Consider the following 18,832-nt stretch of genomic DNA (forward strand, 5'->3'; position numbering starts at 1 on the left):
AAGTCCAGCAAAGGCAAAGAAGTTAGGCGGGAGATAACTTCCCCTAAATGCCCGATTGGTGAAGACTAATGATCAACTTAGGATGGACACCCCGTTTCACTTTATGATAAGAGATACTACTTAGCATCCCCTTCAATTCGATAATTTGCTTTCACGCAATCAATTTCTTCATACCCTTGCAATGTATGTAGAATGTACTCGTAATCCGCAAGAGAAGCACGATGCGTTACAATTACAATTTCTGCTTTCCCTTTCTCTTCAAGCGGCATTTGAATAATTTTCTCAAAGCTAACTCCGCGCTCAGAGAACAATGAAGTAATTTTTGCAAATACACCAATTTCATCTTTTACATGCAGTCTTAAAAACTTTTTCACGACAATTTCGTCTGGCTCTTTTAATACTTTTTGATATTGCGGGACTACAGCACTATTTCCTGTTACCCCTAGTCTAATATTTTGCATCACAGCAACCAAATCCGAAACAACCGCTGTTGCTGTCGGTAAGCTTCCTGCTCCCGGCCCATAAAACATCGTTTCTCCTACCGCTTCACCGTACACATACACAGCATTATATTCATTTTGCACTGCCGCAAGAGGATGTGTATTGGGAAGTAAAGTCGGTTCAACTGTAACCTCTAATTTTTCGCCATCTCTCTTTGCAAGACCAATTAATTTAATTGTATAACCTAAGCTCTTACTATATTCAATATCTTCTTCTGTAATAGAAGTAATTCCTTTTACTTTCACATCTCCAAGCTCTACGTTTGTAGAGAAACCGAGAGTAGCTAAAATCGTCATTTTTCTTGCCGCGTCTAAACCTTCTACATCTGATGTTGGATCTGCTTCTGCAAATCCAAGTTGTTGGGCTTCTTTTAACACGTCGTTATATGCTCTCCCTTCATCTGACATTTTCGTCAAAATAAAATTTGTCGTTCCATTTACAATTCCCATTACTTTCGTAATAAGATCTGAAGAAAGTCCTTCTACGATGCTTCGCAAAATCGGGATTCCTCCAGCTACACTTGCTTCATAAAACAAATCAGCCTTATTATCCTTTGCTACTGCTAATAGTTCCGCTCCGTGTAACGCCATTAAATCTTTATTTGCAGTCACAACGTGCTTCCCACTTTGTAAAGCTTGTAAAATATATGCCTTTGCATCATCAATGCCACCCATCACTTCGATGACAACATCAATATTTGGATTATCTAAAATTTCATTTGCATTTTGTGTTAATAGAGTAGAAGGTACCTCTACCTCTCTCTCTTTCTCAATGTTTTGCACCAATACTTTCGTTACCTTCACTGGACAACCTACTTGGTGTATAAGTCGCTCTTGATGATCTGTAATAATACGAACTACACCGCTACCAACTGTCCCAAGACCTAATAGACCAACCTGAATTTCTTTCATAATACTGTCCACCCCTCAAAAATTGTGTTTAGATGAAATTATATGAGTAAAAAATCTGAAAAACAATGTATTTTGAACATTCGGAAAAATAAAGAGTAATCCTTACAAAGAAAACGTTGCCACGTGTTACACAATCTTTTTTTACAATACATAAGGGGTTTCTTGATACACGTAATAATTCAACCAATTAGAGAATAATAAATTCCCATGACTCCTCCACCTAACAAGCGGCTTTTCATCTGGATTATTATGTTTAAAATAATTTTTTGGCACGTCAATATTTAACCCTTTGTCACGATCTCGTTCATATTCTTGTTTTAACGTCTCACAACTATATTCACTATGTCCGAGGGCGAAAACTTGCCTTCCTTCTTGCCCAATAACAAGGTGAACACCAGCTTCTTCAGAGTTTGCTAACAACGTTAATTCTTTCACCCCTCTAATATCACTCTCTCGTACTTCTGTATGACGGGAATGCGGGGCAAAAAACAACTCATCAAACCCCTGTAACAGTTTCACATGTTGCTCACAGACTTCATGTTCAAATACGCCGAACATTTTTTCCTTAAGGGGATACTTCGGAACGCCGTAATGATGATACAAACCAGCCTGTGCCCCCCAGCAAATATGAAGCGTGGATGTTACATTCGTTTTTGAATACTCCATAATACGTTTAAGCTCTTCCCAATAATCTACTTCTTCAAAAGAAAGAGTTTCAACTGGTGCTCCTGTAATAATGAGCCCATCAAATTTTTCATTTTCAATATCACGAAACGTTTTATAAAAGCTTGTTAAATGGTCCTGCGCTACATTACGAGACAGATGTGATTCCATATGAAGCAAATGAACATCTAATTGCAACGGTGTATTTCCAATTAATCGAAGTAATTGTGCCTCTGTGTCTTGCTTCGTTGGCATTAAATTTAATATAGCAATTTTCAATGCCCGAATATCTTGTGTTTCTGCTCGTTCCTTCGTCATTACAAAAATATTTTCTTTTTGCAATACTTTACGAGCTGGTAAGTCTTTATCAATTATGATCGGCATGTTGTTTGCCTCCGACTAATGCCGCTTCTAAATCTGCAATAATATCAGAAACATCTTCTATACCAACCGATAAACGAATTAAATCAGATGTAACACCAGCTAAACGCTGATCTTCAGCACTTAATTGTCTATGCGTCGTACTAGCAGGATGTATAACACAAGTTCTTGCATCAGCTACATGCGTTACGAGAGTCGCTAGTTTTACATTTGCGATAAATTCTTTTGCTGCTTCTAATCCACCTTTAATACCGAAAATTAAAACTCCACTAGCACCTTTTTTCAAATACTTTTGTGCTAACGAGTAATTTTCATTACTATCTAACCCCGGATAATTCACCCATTCAATACGTTCATGGTTAGCAAGCCACTTGGCAACTGCGAGAGCATTTTCGCTATGACGCTCCATTCGTAAATGCAGTGTTTCTAAGCCTATATTGCTAATATACGCATTGAATGGGCTCATACAATTTCCATAGTCTCTTAACAGCTGAACACGTGCTTTCACAATATAAGCTGCTGCCCCGAAGTTTTGAACATAGCTTACGCCGTGATAACTTGGATCTGGTTCAACAAGCTCAGGATATTTCCCTTTTGTCCAATCAAAATTTCCTCCGTCAATTACAATGCCACCTAAAGAGCTTGCATGCCCATCAATATATTTCGTCGTAGAATGAACAATAATATTTGCTCCATGTTCGAACGCTTGGCATAAATAAGGAGTCGCTAATGTGTTATCAACGATAAAAGGTACTTCCAGCTCCTTGGCTGCATCTGAAAATTCTTTGAAATTTAAAACGTTCATTGCTGGATTTCCTAACGATTCTGCATAGATGAGTTTCGTCTTATCATTAGCAAGTGCCACAATTTCATCTGCTGCTAAATTTGGATTAAAGAACGTAACATCAATGCCAAGCTTACGTAAACTTACTCCAAATAAATTAAACGTCCCCCCGTAAACTGTTGAAGAACAAAGAAGATGATCTCCACTACTACAAATATTTAAAACTGCTAGCATAATGGCTGCCTGCCCAGAAGCTGTTGCAACCGCTCCTACACCGCCTTCTAAATCTGATAACTTCTGCTCGAATGCAGCTAGAGTAGGATTGCCAATACGCGTATATATATATCCTTCTGCCTCTAAATTAAATAGTGCTGCTAAATCATCCGACGTATCGTATTTATACGTTGTACTTTGATAAAGCGGCAAAACACGTGGTTCACCATTCTTTGGTGTATAGCCACCTTGCACACAAATCGTTCCTTTTCCCCATGATTCTCCCATCTCTCATTCTCCTTTCTTTTATACAAAATAAAAAACTGCCCCTTTCCTGAAAATAAGAAAGGAGCAGTTTGAAAACACGCTCTAAAGGCTCTTTCTTATCTCTCAGGATTATTACCTGCAGGATTTGGCACAATTCCGTTATACGGCTGTTGCCAAGGTTTCATCGGGCCTGTCCCTCCACCTTTTCTTGATAAGACTATGCAATTACCGTTGATTTTATAGCAATAATTTCCTAATGTCAATCGATTTTTCCGAATGTTCTAAAATAAACGTTAACAGTTTTTATAGAAAGCAACAAAAGAAATATATTCCATTCTATTTCAAAAAAGACCTTTAAAAAACTCAAATCAATCTATAAAATTAAATAAGTAACTTAAACTATAAATTCAAAAAATCGCCCTACATGTTGAATAAGCAATCCTCTCAAAAAGATACTATACATATTCAATCCATTTCACACTAACATCTGCAACCTTTTCCTACTAAAACTTGCATAACGGAGGTATAACATGACAAATACAAAAGACATGCATTATATAATCGTCTTATATGGCATTCTTCTAGGATCCATAGTAGGCGCTACAGTCTGGCTATTTTTAGTTACGATAAATATCGGGATCCATTTTATTTGGGGTTATTTACCTAGCGTTTTCTCTTCCCCCCCTTATTACACCCTTTGCGTAACCACAATCGGCGGGATTCTTGTTGGTTTATCACAAAAATACTTTGGTACATATCCACGTCTTATGCCAGAGGTTATGGATGAATATAAAAAAACAGGTAGGATTGAATACCGTTTTGTCCATCAAGCTACTTTAACTGCGATTATTGTCTTAATATTTGGGGCTAGTCTCGGTCCAGAAGCCGCACTTGTTGGAATTATTGGCGGACTTTGCACATGGGTTGGTGATCGCTTTAAATTTGCTTTAAAGGGAATGAATGAACTAACAGAGGTTGGAATTGGTGCTACTTTAAGTGTCATTTTTAATGCACCATTATTCGGTTACTTGGCCCCAAATGAAAATGAGAGTGAGCAAATTAACGAATTTTCTAAAGGAAAAAAAGCAATAGTATACTTAACTACTACTTTTGCAGGTTTTTCTGTTTATTTACTACTGAGTAAACTCGATAATCGAGGATCCTTTATTGTTGATTTTGGAGAAGGTTCACTTTCTTTCAATGAATGGATCGCATTTCTCCCGCTTGCTAGTATTGGTGCTATAATTGGTTTCTTTTACTTCAAATTAGAATTCATATTAGAGAAGTTAATTCATCCTTTTACAAAGTACAAAATTACACTTGGAATTATCGGTGGTATTTTATTAGGAATTGTAGGCACTTTTCTTCCGTACACATTATTTTCAGGGGAACATCAATTAAAAGAATTAGTTGTTGAATGGGGGCATTTATCCTTTTGGATACTACTTCTTTCAGGAGTTTTAAAGCTATGCATTACTGCCGTTTGTTTAAATACGGGGTGGCGTGGTGGACATATTTTCCCAATTATATTTTCAGGGTCAAGTATTGGATACGCTATAGCTTCTATTCTTCCTATAGATCCAGTAGCATCTGTGGCCATCGTAACGACAGCGATTTCGAGCTATGCGTTACGAAAGCCAATAGCTATAACTTTGCTATTACTTATGTTTTTCCCGCTTAATTTACTATTACCAATGCTCGGGGCAGCAGCGATTGGTAATGCATTTCCGCTTCCTAAACGGAACGAAACTACAAATTAATAAAAGTAGGCAGTAGGGACAAAAATTCCACTGCCTATTTTTGTTACACATGCCGCTTCAATAGAGCGTATAAATCTTCAAAACTATGCACTTCATATGTTGGCACAATCTCGCTATCATTTAATTTCTTTTCTGGATTAAACCAACAAGTATCAATTCCCGCTACATATCCACCTTTAATATCGGCGCTTAATGAATCCCCAATAATAAGCCCTTCCTCAGAAGCAAAGTTAGGAATCCGTTCAAAAACATAATCAAAATACTCTTTCATCGGCTTTTGAAAACCTGTATCTTCAGAAACAAAAATACCTTTAAACAATGAATGTAACCCTGCATTGCGTAAACGTTTATCTTGCGTCTTAGAAACGCCGTTTGTCACTATATATAAATCATACTCATTTTGAATTTGATTTATAAATTCAAATGCACCTTGTATGAGTTGATTTCCTTCTTCTAAGTAGCTACGGTAATTATTTTCGAATAATATCCCATCTACTTCTTCCCCGTACTCTTTGAATAAAATGGAAAACCGTGTATTTACAACTTCATCGCGGTTGATTTCGCCTTTTTCAAAAACATCCCAAAGACCTTTATTAACTTTTTTATAACGCGCTTCAACCTCACTAGTTAGAGGAATCCCTTTCTCCTCAAAAAGCATACGTAATGCCACTTTCTCCGTCTTCTGGAAATCTAACAGTGTATCATCTACATCAAACAACAATGTTTTATATTTTTTCATAAACCCCTCACACTCTCTTTTCTACAAAAACAAATTTAAGTAAATCGTATCATTCTTTCTTGTAAAAATAATAGGCGATATCTCATACTAAATATGAGGTGAAAATATGAAAGTCAGCAAAAACAACGAAGAAATTTCTCATTACATGCAAACTTACAATCTCCACACTCTTTTTTCTTTTGATGTCTTACCGTATGCTGAGCTACATTCCTTTCAAAAGAAAGAAAAGATATGTACTGAAGGGGTTGATTTCCCTTATCTTTATTATTTAATTTCTGGGAAAGCAAAAATATATATGAGTCACAAAAACGGAAAGGTTTCATTAATTAACTTTATTCAAGCACCTTCGTTCATTGGAGAATTAGGATTAATTGGTGTAGAATCCTTTACTAAAGCAGTTGAGGTAATCGATGATTGTATTTGCTTAGCACTTCCTCTTAAAGATTGTCAGCATCTTTTATTGCAAGATGCTACCTTTTTACAGAAACTATGCAAATTCATTGGCGAAAAAACAATTGCCCGAACAGAAAGTTATGCAAAAAACAATAGTTATCCGTTCGAAAATCGATTAGCGGCGTTTATTCTATTAACAGAACAAAATAATTGCTATACCGAAAAACATACCGAAGCCTCAGAATACTTAAACGTCAGTTATCGTCACCTTTTATACGTATTAAACCAGTTTTGCCAGCAAAATTATTTAAAAAAAGAAGGCCGAACATATTATATACAAGATCGAAGTCAATTAGAAAAACTTGCTGATGAGTTAAAAATATAAAGAAACAGCATTAACGTTTATGTTAATGCTGTTTCTTTGAGTGGCGATTATAATTTCAATTAAAATTTGCTTGCTACTTTAGCTGCTTCTTCAAGACCCGCAGTAATGATTTCTTCTGCTTTATCTGGGAATTGGTTATGTCCTTCAATAACCACTGTTTCCATGTTTGTTGCACCGAAGAAGCCCATCATACTTGCTACATATTTAACAGCCATTTCTACTTCAGTCGCTGGACCTTCAGAATATACGCCACCGCGTGCGTTTAATAATGCGATTTTTTTATCTCCAATAAGTCCAACTGGACCTTCTGGTGTATATTTAAACGTTTTACCAGCACGGTTTAAATAATCAATATACGTGTGCAATACTGCTGGAATCGTTAAGTTCCATAATGGGAAACCGAAAACAACTTTATCAGCTTCTAAAAATTGATTTAAGTACTTATCAGCAACTGCTACTGCCTTTGCTTCCTCTTCCGTTAAATCAAATCCTTTACCTGCTTTGAATGTACCATTAATCATGTCTACGCCTACATATGGTAATTCTTCTTTATATAAATCAAGTTCTACTACTGTATCATTTGGATGTGCTTCTTTATAGTTTGCTAAAAATGCCTCATATAATTTCACACTAACTGCTTGTTCCGCTGGACGATTGTTTGCTTTTACGAATAAAACTGTTGCCATTATTTCTTCCTCCTAATACTCACTCTTACGTTGTTATATGTTTTTAAAAAAGGTATCCCTTGTAATTGTTGTTTTGTTGCTTACAAACATATTTTATCTTTATATCAAGACAATTTCGTCCTCACATAGACGTATTTTTCCATAAAAAAAGTCCACCTCCTAAAGGCGAACTAGGTCTTACGACTTTCGTCTTATACAATCCCATTTTTCACTGCATATAATGCTGCCTGCGTGCGATCAGATAAGTTTAATTTACTCAAAATACTACTTACATGTGCTTTAACCGTTTTTTCTGTAATAACTAAAACAGAGGCAATTTCTTTATTGCTCATCCCTTTTGCTAATAGTTGTAACACTTCGTTTTCTCTTGCTGTCAATACATCTACATGAACGAAATGTTCCTCTGCTCTCTCTTCTTGAGGCAATGTTTGAGAGATAAGGGCGCTCGCAATATCGGGATGTAATTGAATATTACCTTTATATGCGCTTCTAATAGCTTCAACAAGTTGATCCGGTTCTACATCTTTTAAAATATAACCACTTGCTCCTGCTTTTAATGCCGGTAAAACATGTGCCTGATCAGAAAAGCTAGTTAATACGATTACTTTCACATCTGGATATTCATTTTTTATACAAGCTGTCGCCTCAACGCCATCCATTTCAGGCATATATAAATCCATTAGTACAACATCAGGATTTGTTTCTCCTACTTTCACTAATGCTTCTTTCCCATTATTTGCTTCTCCAACTAACTCTAAATCTTCCTGTGTACTCAAGAAAAATGCTAACCCTTTTAAAACGACTGTATGATCATCAACTAACAATACTTTTATTTTCACAAACTTCCCTCATTTTCACATCATAATGGTACATTTACTTTTACGCTCGTTCGTTTCTTGCTACTTACAACTTTAATTGTTCCACTAACTAATTCTACTCTTTCACGCATCGTAGTCATACCGAGTGATTTTTTCTCTTTTATATCTTTTTCTACAAAGCCATTTCCTTGATCAACTATTTCTAATGATACATTTTTCTCAGTCACTGTAAAATAAACCGTCGCTTCTTTTACACCTGCATGCTTACTTACATTGTTTAACGCTTCTTGTCCAATGCGCCATAATGCCTCTTCTACCACACGAGGTAAGTCACGAACACCGGTAACTTGCTCCCTAATTTTCAATCCTAAGTTTTCACCGTACTGCTTTAGAGCAGGTAATAATCCTTTTTCTAATCCTGCCGGACGAAGCTGCCAAATTAATGTCCTCATTTCTTTTAATGCCCCTTGCGCTAGTTCACGCATGTCATGCAAAGATCGATCCACTTTTTCGTTTTGACCTTTTAAAACTGCCTCAGCACCTTTTGTCATAAAGGTTAATGAAAATAATTTCTGTGAAACAGAATCATGTAAATCTCTTGCTAATCGATTTCTTTCTTCCATTCGTACAAGTTCACGACGCTGCTCGTTTAATCTTAAATTCTCTATTATTAACGAAATATGATTCGATAGCGCTTGGATTACATCTATTGTATTCACATCAAATTCTCCATTATTTAAACTTACACATAAAACACCAAATACATGGCTTTGAATATGTATTGGCGTAGCAATAACAGCTCCATTTAGATGTACATTATGACCAATTTGACGTTTTAAAAGAACCGATTCACCTTTTACTAGCGCCTTCTTTGCCGCTTCTTTTACATCTTCTTGTAACTCTTCCTGACTAAAAGACGCTCGCAAAGATAATTCTTTTTCTTCTCTAATAAAAAACGCCACTTGATTCCATTGAAATACTTCACCTACGTGATTTACAACTTTTTCAGGTAATACATTAAACCTATGAATTGTTTTTAAATCTTGAATAAAACGTTCCAATTTCACATAATAATGTGCTCTTCGTTTTTCATTTTCATATAATTTCGTTCGTTTTAAAGCCGTCCCAATTTGGAAAGCAACGGATTGGAGCAATACTAATTCTTCTTCTGAAAAATGTGTTTTACCTGGACTCGCTACATTTAATAAGCCAAACTTTTCTCCTCCTGCTTTTAAAGGAACTGTAGCATGATGAAGAATTCCTTCTGTATCTCCCCAATTGTATTCAATTGCATTATTAATTCTTTTACATTCAATAATGTTAACAGCTCGTTCTAATTTCCCATCTACAAATCCACGTAAACACCAACATTCACCTTCACACATCGGGCGTTTGTTTTCATATGTCAGTGCCTCTGGTAACTGGTAATCGATCAACTTCGTATACTTCCCATTTTCATCCGCAAGAAAGATCCATCCTGTCGTCAAACCTGTTACACTTAGCAATTTTTCTAGCACCGCTTGCAATACATGATATGTATCATTTGATGTATTTAGTGTTTCTGCAATTTCTTTTAATATAACTAATTCATTTGTACGATTATCTCGAAACATGCTCAATCTCCTACATACAAGATTTTAAATCGCCTCTAAAGTAAATCATCTACTTTTCACTTTGTACTTATTCGTAACATTGATATAATGGTGAAAACATAGTTTTCATTATATCACTTGAGGGGGATTTCATAATGACATTAAATAAAGCACTTACTATCGCTGGTTCTGATACAAGTGGCGGTGCTGGTATACAAGCAGATTTAAAAACATTCCAAGAACTTGGCGTATATGGAATGACATCTCTTACGACGATCGTAACGATGGATCCACATAACGGTTGGGCACATAACGTATTCCCAATCCCAGCTTCTACATTAAAACCACAATTAGAAACAACAATTGAAGGTGTTGGCGTAGATGCTTTAAAAACGGGTATGCTTGGATCAGTAGAAATTATTGAAATGGTTGCAGAAACAATTGAAAAGCATAATTTCAAAAACGTAGTAGTTGATCCTGTTATGGTATGTAAAGGCGCAGATGAAGCATTACATCCTGAAACGAATGATTGCTTACGTGACGTTTTAGTTCCAAAAGCATTAGTTGTAACACCAAACTTATTTGAGGCTTACCAATTAAGCGGCGTGAAAATTAATTCCCTTGAGGACATGAAAGAAGCAGCGAAGAAAATCCACGCTTTAGGTGCTAAATACGTCCTAATTAAAGGCGGTAGTAAACTAGGTACAGAAACTGCAATCGACGTCCTATATGACGGAGAAACATTCGATCTTCTAGAATCAGAAAAAATTGATACTACAAACACACACGGCGCTGGTTGTACATATTCTGCTGCAATTACAGCAGAACTTGCAAAAGGAAAATCTGTGAAAGAAGCAGTAAAAACTGCTAAAGAATTTATCACAGCTGCTATTCGTTACTCATTCAAGATTAACGAATACGTAGGACCAACTCATCATGGTGCATATCGTAAATTCGTTGCACCGAAAGAGCTTGTCTAGCGTATAAATAAAAACACCCGCAGAGCTAATACGTTCCCTCTGTGGGTGTTTTTTTAATAAACTTTACATCTTCTGGTCATCTTACCTTTAAGATGCAGAATTGACCTGATTTCTACCATTTCTTTTTGAGTAATATAACGCGTCATCAGCCGCTTGAATAAGCTGTTCCTGTGATCCTTTATACTCTGAAATCCCTACCGACACTGTGATTTTTATTTTCGTTCCATCTAACAATTGAAATGAATGTTTTTCAACAGCTATACGGATTTGTTCCCCAAGATGAATACCATAAGATAGTCCCCTCTGCGGTATCAAAAGTGCAAATTCCTCTCCACCCTTTCGAAAAACCAAATCCGGAAATGTTGAAATCCCTCTTAAAATACACCCTATTTGTTTTAACACTTCGTCTCCTGCAGGATGCCCATACGTATCATTTACATACTTAAAGTGATCAGTATCTATAAGTAGTAAACAAAGTGAATCATTTTCCATGTGTTTATTACCAATATGATGATTCATCTCTAGATCAAACTGCCTTACGTTTCCTAAACCTGTCAATGCGTCTATCGTTGCGTATTGCTTCATCGTTTGAAATAGCTCATTGGATTGTAAAACATAGTTTGCACTTACGAATGTTATGTAGCCTGTAGTAATACTTGAAATTAAATACAGTACAACTACAGATATATCGTTAAATAATATATACATCGGTACTACTAAAATAGAAAGGCAGTATACGTGTAACCATATCAACTTTAACATAATGGAAATTTGCATTCTTGCAATAAAGATAACACCAATTCCACTTAATACAATTGTATAGCAAGCCAATTCAGAGGCTAAAGAGTACTCAGTAAAAACTATCCTTGTAATTAAAATCATAATAACTGTTATACTACTAGCTATCGGGCCTCCAACTATAATTGCTAAAATAACAGCTAGATAGCGTAGATCCAACATAATATCTTCAATATGTACACCAAAATGCATTAGTAATATACCTAATATTCCAGTAAAAATACCTACTACACATTTCTGCCAGAAAGAGAATCCTTCTTTTAATGGACTATCTCTTAAAAGCTGACCTCCAATAAAGATAAAGGAAAGAATGATTGTTGTGTTTACAAATAAATCCCTTAACATAAAATAATCTCCCTACTTTTTCGTCTATCCCTTTCCTTACTTTATTGTATACGAACTCCCTATAATTCCCAAAGCTTTTTATTTATTTTTGCTGTTCCACGTGAAACAGCAAAAAATAAAAAAGGACGAAGATTCGTCCCTTTTTTATTAACAACAACGTGATATCTTGCCGCCTTTCGCATTAAATCTAGCTTCTTGCGCCTCAGCGAAAAATTGCTTCTGACATACAATCTCTTCTTCTGGATGATGCTTTTTCATATGCTCCACATATGCTTCATAACTTGGTACCCCTACAAGTAAACTAATAAACTGTTTCCTTTTACCCCATACTTGCCGTAGTTTTTTAAGCATAATTCCTCGACTCACTTTCATCCCTAGGAATATATGGTGCCTCTTTTAACGGCATCGGCTTATTTCTTAATACTTGAATCCAAATTCGAATTGCAGAAATTAATACGGCGATTACAACTATCATAAAAATTCCACAAAGTGCAGCATCGATATAATCATTGAAAATAATTTGTTTCATTTGAGCGACATTTTTAGCTGGAGCTAACACTTTCCCCTCATCTAATGCTCCCTGAAACACCTTTGCATGAGATAGAAATCCTATTTTTGGATTTTCATGAAATAGCTTTTGATAACCAGCTGTCATTGTTACAATTAACAATCCGACAGTCGGGATAAGTGTCACCCAAACATACACCTTTTTCCCCATTTTGAATAAAATTGTCGTCCCAAGTAATAATGCAATACCCGCTAACATTTGGTTTGCAATACCGAACAATGGCCATAATGTATTAATTCCACCAAGTGGATCTATTACTCCTTGGTATAAGAAATATCCCCAACCTAATACACATAACGTTGTAGCTATTACATTCGCTAATGTAGAATCTGTTTTCGCAAACGGCTTATATACATGTCCTAAAATATCTTGAATCATAAAGCGACCGACACGCGTTCCTGCATCAATCGTTGTTAAAATAAATAGTGCTTCAAAAAGAATGGCAAAATGATACCAAAATGCCATCATTGCGGTCCCACCTATTACTTGTGAGAAAATATATGCCATACCTATCGCTAACGTTGGTGCGCCACCTGTACGTGATAAAATCGTTTGTTCTCCAACGTTTACAGCAAGATCTTTTAATTCATTTGGTGTAATAGCAAATCCCCATGAAGAAATAACTTGGGCCGCCTGAGATACATCCGTACCGATAAGTGCTGCCGGACTGTTAATTGCAAAATAAGTTCCTGGTGTTAATACACAAGCCGCAATCATAGCCATCGCTGCTACAAACGACTCCATCAACATTGCTCCATAACCGATTGGCTGTGCATGCCCCTCTTGCTCAATCATTTTTGGCGTCGTACCAGATGAAACAAGCGCATGGAATCCAGACACCGCCCCACAGGCAATCGTAATAAATAAGAACGGGAATAAGTTACCTGAGAAAACAGGGCCTGTTCCATCGATAAATTTTGAAACTGCTGGCATTTGTAAATCTGGTGCTACAATTAAAATACCGATTGCCAATCCAACAATTGTCCCTACTTTTAAAAATGTACTTAAATAATCACGCGGTGCCAAAAGCATCCAAACTGGTAATGCCGATGCAATAAATCCATATACGATAAGCATAATAGCAATTGTTTCACCACTAAACGTAAACATACTTGCAAGCGTTGGGTTTTCAGCTACATACTGACCTCCAATAAGAGATAGAATAAGTAGAATAATACCAATTACCGATCCTTCACCAACCCGGCCAGGTCTAATGTAGCGCATGTATACTCCCATTAAAATAGCGATAGGAATCGTTGCCGCTATCGTAAACATTCCCCAAGGGCTTCCGATAAGTGCCTTTACTACAACTAATGCTAATACTGCTAATAAAATAATCATAATGCCTAAAATACCTATCATGGCAATGAGCCCAGTCACAGGGCCTATCTCATCTTTAATCATTTCACCTAACGATTTACCATTACGTCTCATCGAAGCAAATAAAATTACAAAATCTTGTACAGCTCCAGCGACCACTACCCCGACAATAATCCAAATTGTCCCTGGTAAATATCCCATCTGTGCTGCCAAAATAGGTCCTACTAAAGGCCCTGCCCCAGCAATTGCTGCAAAGTGATGCCCGAATAATACCCACTTATTTGTCGGCACATAATCTTTTCCATCATTCAATGTATGGGCTGGCGTTTGCCGATTATTATCTAAATCAAAAACCTTTCTCGCTATAAATCTACTATAAAATCGATAAGCAACTGCATACACACATACTGCAGCTACTAAGAGCCACACAGCATTAATAGTTTCACCTTGTGATAAAGCTATTACACCAAAAGCACCTGCTCCTACTGCCGTAATAACCCCCCAAAGTAAAATCGACTTCAACGTCTTCACATACAATCCCCCCAATACTACTTCTTAGTGGAGATTGTACTAAATTTTCTGAATATTTAAGTTGAATCCTCCTTATCATGAAGGATTTTTAGTTTATCATGTTAAAATACTCTCATTACCTACTATAATTCAATTTTATTTCGAAGGCGCTTTACATAATTACGGCTGACTGGAATCGGTTGCTCATCATACCTGTCTAAATATAAATTATACGTGCCGTTATAATATGGTTTCAGTTCTTGTACATATGACATATTAATTAAATAGCTTTTATGCACACGTAAAAAATCATATACATTTAGTTTATTTTCCAATTCCTGAAGTGTATATGTTGAAATATACTGATTATTTGTTGTATAAATTGAAACCGTCTTATTCTCCTTATTTTTACTCACATATACAATATCTTCTGGGAAAACATATCTAATTCCCTCTTGACCTTCTATCGGTAGTTTTCGCAAATAACTCTTTGCTCTCTCTCCTTGCTCTTTACCCATTCTATATAAAAGAAATTGTAAATCTTCTTCACGAAATGGTCGTAATAAATAATAAAATGCTTGAAAACGAAATGCTGTAATGGATTCTTCTATATCCTCACCCATAAAAATAAATTTCGTATAGCAATTTACTTCTCGTAATAAACTCGCATATTCAAAACCAGTACCATCTATTAATTGCGAACTTAAAAAAACAAAATCTGGTGTATGTTTTTTCATTATTAACAAAGATTCTGTTCCTGTATTCGCTTCAAAACATTCTATATTTCGAATATTCTCAGTAAAGTTCTCAACTAATTTCCTTCGCTCTTCTGCCTCTTCCATGATAAGTAAAATTTTCATTTATCCAACCACCTAATTCCTTTGTCCGTATGTCCTGTTGTATACATTCTCTTTAATAAGAAACAATCCCTTTTTCTTACTATACCATTATTTATCTAAAAAAACAGAAAAAAGGAAACCACCTCGGTCCCCCCTTTCCTTTTACGCTAATTCTCGTTGCTTCGTTTCTTGCCCAAGTATAACTACAGCAAATGCTCCAATTAAAATTGATCCACAGAAGATCGTAAATATTAGCGAAAGTGAAGCTTGTGCAGCAACTAAATAGCCTACTAATAACGGGCCAATAATACCACCAATACGGCCAAATGCGGCCGCCATTCCTGCACCTGTACCACGAATAGCTGTCGGATACTGTTCAGGTGTATAAGCGTATAATGCCCCCCAGGCACCTAAATTAAAGAAGGATAGTAACATGCCTGCCACGATTAAAACTGTTAATGAATCTGCAACTCCAAACAAGTAGGCACTGCACGCTGTACCGATTAAATACGTAACTAAAACAAACTTTCGCCCAAGACGTTCAATAAACCAAGCGGCTGTGAAATACCCTGGAAGTTGAGCTAATGTCATAATAAGTACGTACTGGAAACTTTTTATTAAACTAAATCCTTTTAATACCATTACACTAGGTAACCAAAGGAACATTCCATAATAGGAAAAGACAACACAAAACCATAAAATCCATAACATAATTGTAGCTTTACGATATTCTCCAGACCAAACTGACTTTATATTTTCGATAACAGACGGTCTTTTCTCGACCCTTTCAAATCTCGGAGAATCTGGTAAATTCCATCTTAAATATAAAGCATATAGTGCCGGAACCGCACTCAACACCATCGCAACTTCCCAACCATATTTCGGAATAACGAAATATGAGATAAGAGCTGCAATTAGCCAGCCACCTGCCCAAAAACTTTCTAATAGCACAACTATTTTACCTCGTTCATGTGCTTCAACACTCTCTGATACTAGTGTAGAGGCAACCGGAAGCTCACCGCCAAGCCCCATACCAATTAAAAATCTTAAAACGAGGAACATCGCGAGTGTCGTCGTTAAAGCAGTTAAACCACTACCGATAGAAAATAGTAATAATGTAATAATAAAGACTGATTTTCGGCCTATTTTATCCGATAGTATCCCAAAAAGGAGCGCTCCTACTGCCATACCAATTGAATTAATACTACCTATCCATCCCATTTCTTGCGTACTTAATCCCCAATCTTTTTGGAGTGCCACCATTACAAATGAAAGCATTCCAACATCCATTGCATCAAATAGCCATCCAAGCCCCGCTATGCCAAGTAGCTTTCGCTTCGAAATTTCTTTTACCTTGCCCACAAGAAGTCCTCCTCACACAGGTGTCTTTACACATCATTTTACATGTGTGAATTACATAAGTAAAATACTTTCGTGTAAAAAATTCTCCTTCATCATTCCCAAAATTTAAAATATTTATCAAAAATCAACAAAAAAAAGTAGCGAGATTTCGCTACTTTTTTGAACGCATTACTTCTTTTAAAAATTCCGCTAATACTAACTGACGACGCCAGCGTGTTGGATTACTACATAACCTGTAAAACCACTCTAAATGAATCGCTTGAATCCACTTTGGTGCGCGTTTTACCTCTCCCGCCCATACGTCTAAACTTCCACCTACTCCAACAGCCATTTTCGTTTCTAAACGATGCTTATTGTTTTGGATAAAGTTCTCTTGTCTTGGGAAACCAAGTGCAACAAGTAGTAGATCTGGTTTTGCTTCTTGAATACGAGAAACGATATTCTCTTCTTCTTCTTGCTTAAAATACCCATCTTGCGTACCAACAATAGATACAGCTGAATATGTCTTCTTTAAATGATCCGCTGCAGCTTGTACAACATGTGGTTTTGCTCCTAATAAGAAAACGGATACTGGTTTATTCTCTTCTGATAACTTCGCAAACAAATTACACATTAAATCAAAACCTGCTACACGCTCTTTTACAGGTGTACCAAGCATACCACTTGCTTTTACAACCCCAATACCATCAGGTGTAATTAAATCTGTATGTAATAATGTTTTATGGAACTTTTCATCCTTTTTTGCACACATAACAATTTCAGGATTCGCTGTTACTACCTGAAAGGTATCATTTTGCTCCGATTCTAGTTGTTCCTTTAAATATTGGACTGTTTCATCCATTGTCATTGTAGAGAAAGGAACGCCTAGAATATCAACTGTTTGTACTGCCATAATTAAATATCCTCTCTATTTCAATAAAAGTTTTTTATATGCACTACGAGTATCTTCATACAAATTCTTTAGCGAGAAATGAGTAGATGCGTAATCATATAAACGATTTCCCATCTCTTCTAATTCCCCATTCAACCACTTTTCATAAGCATTTTCTAATGATTTTGCTAACGAATCTGCATCACCAATCGGTACAATCCATCCATATGTATCATCAACTATTAGCTTTCTCATATCCCCCACATTTGTTGCAATAGATGTTAAGCGTTGATTAGCTGCTTCTAATAAAACAAGAGGGAAACTTTCACTATAAGAAGTTAACAAATTAATGTGTGCAGATGCATATAATTCTTTTGAATCTGTACGAAAACCTAGAAAAACCACCTTATCCTCTAAATTTTTTTGTTTCACCATCGCTTTTAATTCTGCTTCTATAGGTCCATCACCAAGCAAAAGTATCTTTATATTTTGGATTTTAATTTTTTGTAACGCTTCAAATAAAATACTATGTCCTTTAACAGGATGAAGACGAGCTACTTGGATCGCTGTAAATACTCCTTCATCGATACCAAATTCACTCTTATCATAAGCCTTTGCTGGAATATTATCATACTCAATTCCATTATAAATTGTACAAATTTTCTCTTCTGATACCCCAAGCTTTATTATATTTTCCTTAAAGTTTTCCGTAATTGCAAAAAACAAATCTACCTTCTTGAAAGAACGTAAATTTAATTTCGTAAATACCCATCCTTTTAATCCCCCCTTCATAAAATCTAAGGTTGGATCACTATGAACGGTCATTATCCATTTCGCTTTTATACCTTTTTTCAAGAGGGAGAGGTAGAAATTCGCTCGTGCGCCATGTGTATGCACAATGTCAAATTGATTTTCATTAATAAATGATTTTATTTTTGAAAGAATTGATAGGTCGTACCGAGATGACTGAGTAAAAACATGTACTTGAATACCAAGGTTCCTCGCTTCTCTAGCAATCGCCCCTTCTTCAAATACCATTAATTCCACTTCTTTCTGTGGAAACTGAGATAAGAGTGAAATAATATGTGTTTTCCCCCCACCTTCTTCTGCACCAGCATTAATATGCAACACTTTCATTTCTTACAT

General features: G+C 36.1%; 17 protein-coding genes and 1 riboswitch. Of the genes, 3 read left to right on the top strand and 14 right to left on the bottom strand.

The features are described from left to right. Window positions 1–116: 116 nt before the first annotated feature. The 3 genes from F0362_RS26630 to F0362_RS26640 all read right to left on the bottom strand — a co-directional run bounded on the left by F0362_RS26630 (window position 117) and on the right by F0362_RS26640 (window position 3,741). On the bottom strand, window positions 117–1,412 hold the full coding sequence (locus F0362_RS26630) for a homoserine dehydrogenase (protein WP_000659113.1): 1,296 nt from the start codon (window positions 1,410–1,412) through the stop codon (window positions 117–119). A gap of 141 nt (window positions 1,413–1,553) precedes the next feature. Beyond that, the gene (metA, locus tag F0362_RS26635; RefSeq protein WP_001121528.1) at window positions 1,554–2,459 is read right to left on the bottom strand and encodes a homoserine O-acetyltransferase MetA; all 906 of its coding nucleotides are present in this window, start codon (window positions 2,457–2,459) and stop codon (window positions 1,554–1,556) included. Further along, entirely contained in the window at window positions 2,443–3,741 is a 1,299-nt protein-coding gene (locus tag F0362_RS26640; RefSeq protein WP_000504768.1) for a bifunctional O-acetylhomoserine aminocarboxypropyltransferase/cysteine synthase, read from the bottom strand. The genes metA and F0362_RS26640 overlap by 17 nt, the downstream gene beginning before the upstream one ends. A 92-nt stretch (window positions 3,742–3,833) precedes the next feature. Beyond that, window positions 3,834–3,938: riboswitch (SAM riboswitch) on the bottom strand. 312 nt (window positions 3,939–4,250) lie between these two features. Between F0362_RS26640 and F0362_RS26645 the strand changes: the two genes are divergently transcribed. Beyond that, window positions 4,251–5,480 carry a chloride channel protein gene (locus F0362_RS26645; RefSeq protein ID WP_000185592.1) on the top strand — a complete coding sequence of 410 codons (1,230 nt, stop codon included), beginning with the start codon at window positions 4,251–4,253 and terminating at the stop codon, window positions 5,478–5,480. A gap of 43 nt (window positions 5,481–5,523) precedes the next feature. Here F0362_RS26645 and F0362_RS26650 read toward each other — a convergent pair whose 3' ends face one another. Next, entirely contained in the window at window positions 5,524–6,219 is a 696-nt protein-coding gene (locus F0362_RS26650; RefSeq protein WP_000760209.1) for a YjjG family noncanonical pyrimidine nucleotidase, read from the bottom strand. Window positions 6,220–6,325: 106 nt separating this feature from the next. Between F0362_RS26650 and F0362_RS26655 the strand changes: the two genes are divergently transcribed. Then, window positions 6,326–6,997, top strand: coding sequence for a transcriptional regulator YeiL (locus tag F0362_RS26655; protein ID WP_000868705.1), 672 nt, complete (start codon window positions 6,326–6,328; stop codon window positions 6,995–6,997). A 59-nt stretch (window positions 6,998–7,056) separates the two neighbouring features. Here F0362_RS26655 and F0362_RS26660 read toward each other — a convergent pair whose 3' ends face one another. From F0362_RS26660 to F0362_RS26670, 3 genes are all read right to left on the bottom strand, one after another. Then, the gene (locus F0362_RS26660) at window positions 7,057–7,683 is read right to left on the bottom strand and encodes an FMN-dependent NADH-azoreductase (RefSeq protein WP_000246728.1); all 627 of its coding nucleotides are present in this window, start codon (window positions 7,681–7,683) and stop codon (window positions 7,057–7,059) included. Window positions 7,684–7,874: 191 nt separating this feature from the next. Beyond that, window positions 7,875–8,522: a response regulator gene (locus F0362_RS26665; RefSeq protein WP_000695807.1), complete on the bottom strand. Its 648-nt coding sequence runs from the start codon at window positions 8,520–8,522 to the stop codon at window positions 7,875–7,877. 20 nt (window positions 8,523–8,542) lie between these two features. Further along, entirely contained in the window at window positions 8,543–10,114 is a 1,572-nt protein-coding gene (locus tag F0362_RS26670; protein WP_000488134.1) for a GAF domain-containing sensor histidine kinase, read from the bottom strand. Between the two features lie 134 nt (window positions 10,115–10,248). Here F0362_RS26670 and pdxK point away from each other — a divergent pair, with 134 nt between their 5' ends. After that, entirely contained in the window at window positions 10,249–11,073 is an 825-nt protein-coding gene (gene pdxK / locus F0362_RS26675; protein WP_000174255.1) for a pyridoxine/pyridoxal/pyridoxamine kinase, read from the top strand. A gap of 87 nt (window positions 11,074–11,160) precedes the next feature. Here pdxK and F0362_RS26680 read toward each other — a convergent pair whose 3' ends face one another. From F0362_RS26680 to F0362_RS26715, 7 genes are all read right to left on the bottom strand, one after another. Then, window positions 11,161–12,216, bottom strand: coding sequence for a diguanylate cyclase (locus tag F0362_RS26680; RefSeq protein WP_000942913.1), 1,056 nt, complete (start codon window positions 12,214–12,216; stop codon window positions 11,161–11,163). Between the two features lie 147 nt (window positions 12,217–12,363). Then, window positions 12,364–12,567, bottom strand: a complete 204-nt coding sequence (locus F0362_RS26685; protein WP_000914411.1) for a YbdD/YjiX family protein — start codon at window positions 12,565–12,567, stop codon at window positions 12,364–12,366. Beyond that, window positions 12,560–14,635: a carbon starvation protein CstA gene (gene cstA, locus F0362_RS26690; RefSeq protein ID WP_000854304.1), complete on the bottom strand. Its 2,076-nt coding sequence runs from the start codon at window positions 14,633–14,635 to the stop codon at window positions 12,560–12,562. The genes F0362_RS26685 and cstA overlap by 8 nt, the downstream gene beginning before the upstream one ends. Window positions 14,636–14,757: 122 nt before the next feature. Further along, window positions 14,758–15,474: a LytR/AlgR family response regulator transcription factor gene (locus F0362_RS26695; RefSeq protein WP_000698261.1), complete on the bottom strand. Its 717-nt coding sequence runs from the start codon at window positions 15,472–15,474 to the stop codon at window positions 14,758–14,760. Window positions 15,475–15,615: 141 nt separating this feature from the next. Next, a complete protein-coding gene (locus tag F0362_RS26700; protein WP_000521088.1) occupies window positions 15,616–16,815 on the bottom strand; it encodes an MFS transporter in 1,200 nt (399 codons plus the stop codon). 151 nt (window positions 16,816–16,966) lie between these two features. Next, complete coding sequence (locus F0362_RS26710; protein ID WP_149890049.1) at window positions 16,967–17,707, bottom strand: WecB/TagA/CpsF family glycosyltransferase; 741 nt, start codon at window positions 17,705–17,707, stop codon at window positions 16,967–16,969. Between the two features lie 15 nt (window positions 17,708–17,722). Then, window positions 17,723–18,823 (bottom strand): glycosyltransferase family 4 protein, encoded by a 1,101-nt coding sequence (locus F0362_RS26715; protein WP_000865929.1) that lies wholly within the window; start codon window positions 18,821–18,823, stop codon window positions 17,723–17,725. Between the last annotated feature and the right edge of the window lie 9 nt (window positions 18,824–18,832).

Source organism: Bacillus sp. BS98 (assembly GCF_008432245.1).
In the GTDB taxonomy this organism is placed as follows: domain Bacteria; phylum Bacillota; class Bacilli; order Bacillales; family Bacillaceae_G; genus Bacillus_A; species Bacillus_A toyonensis.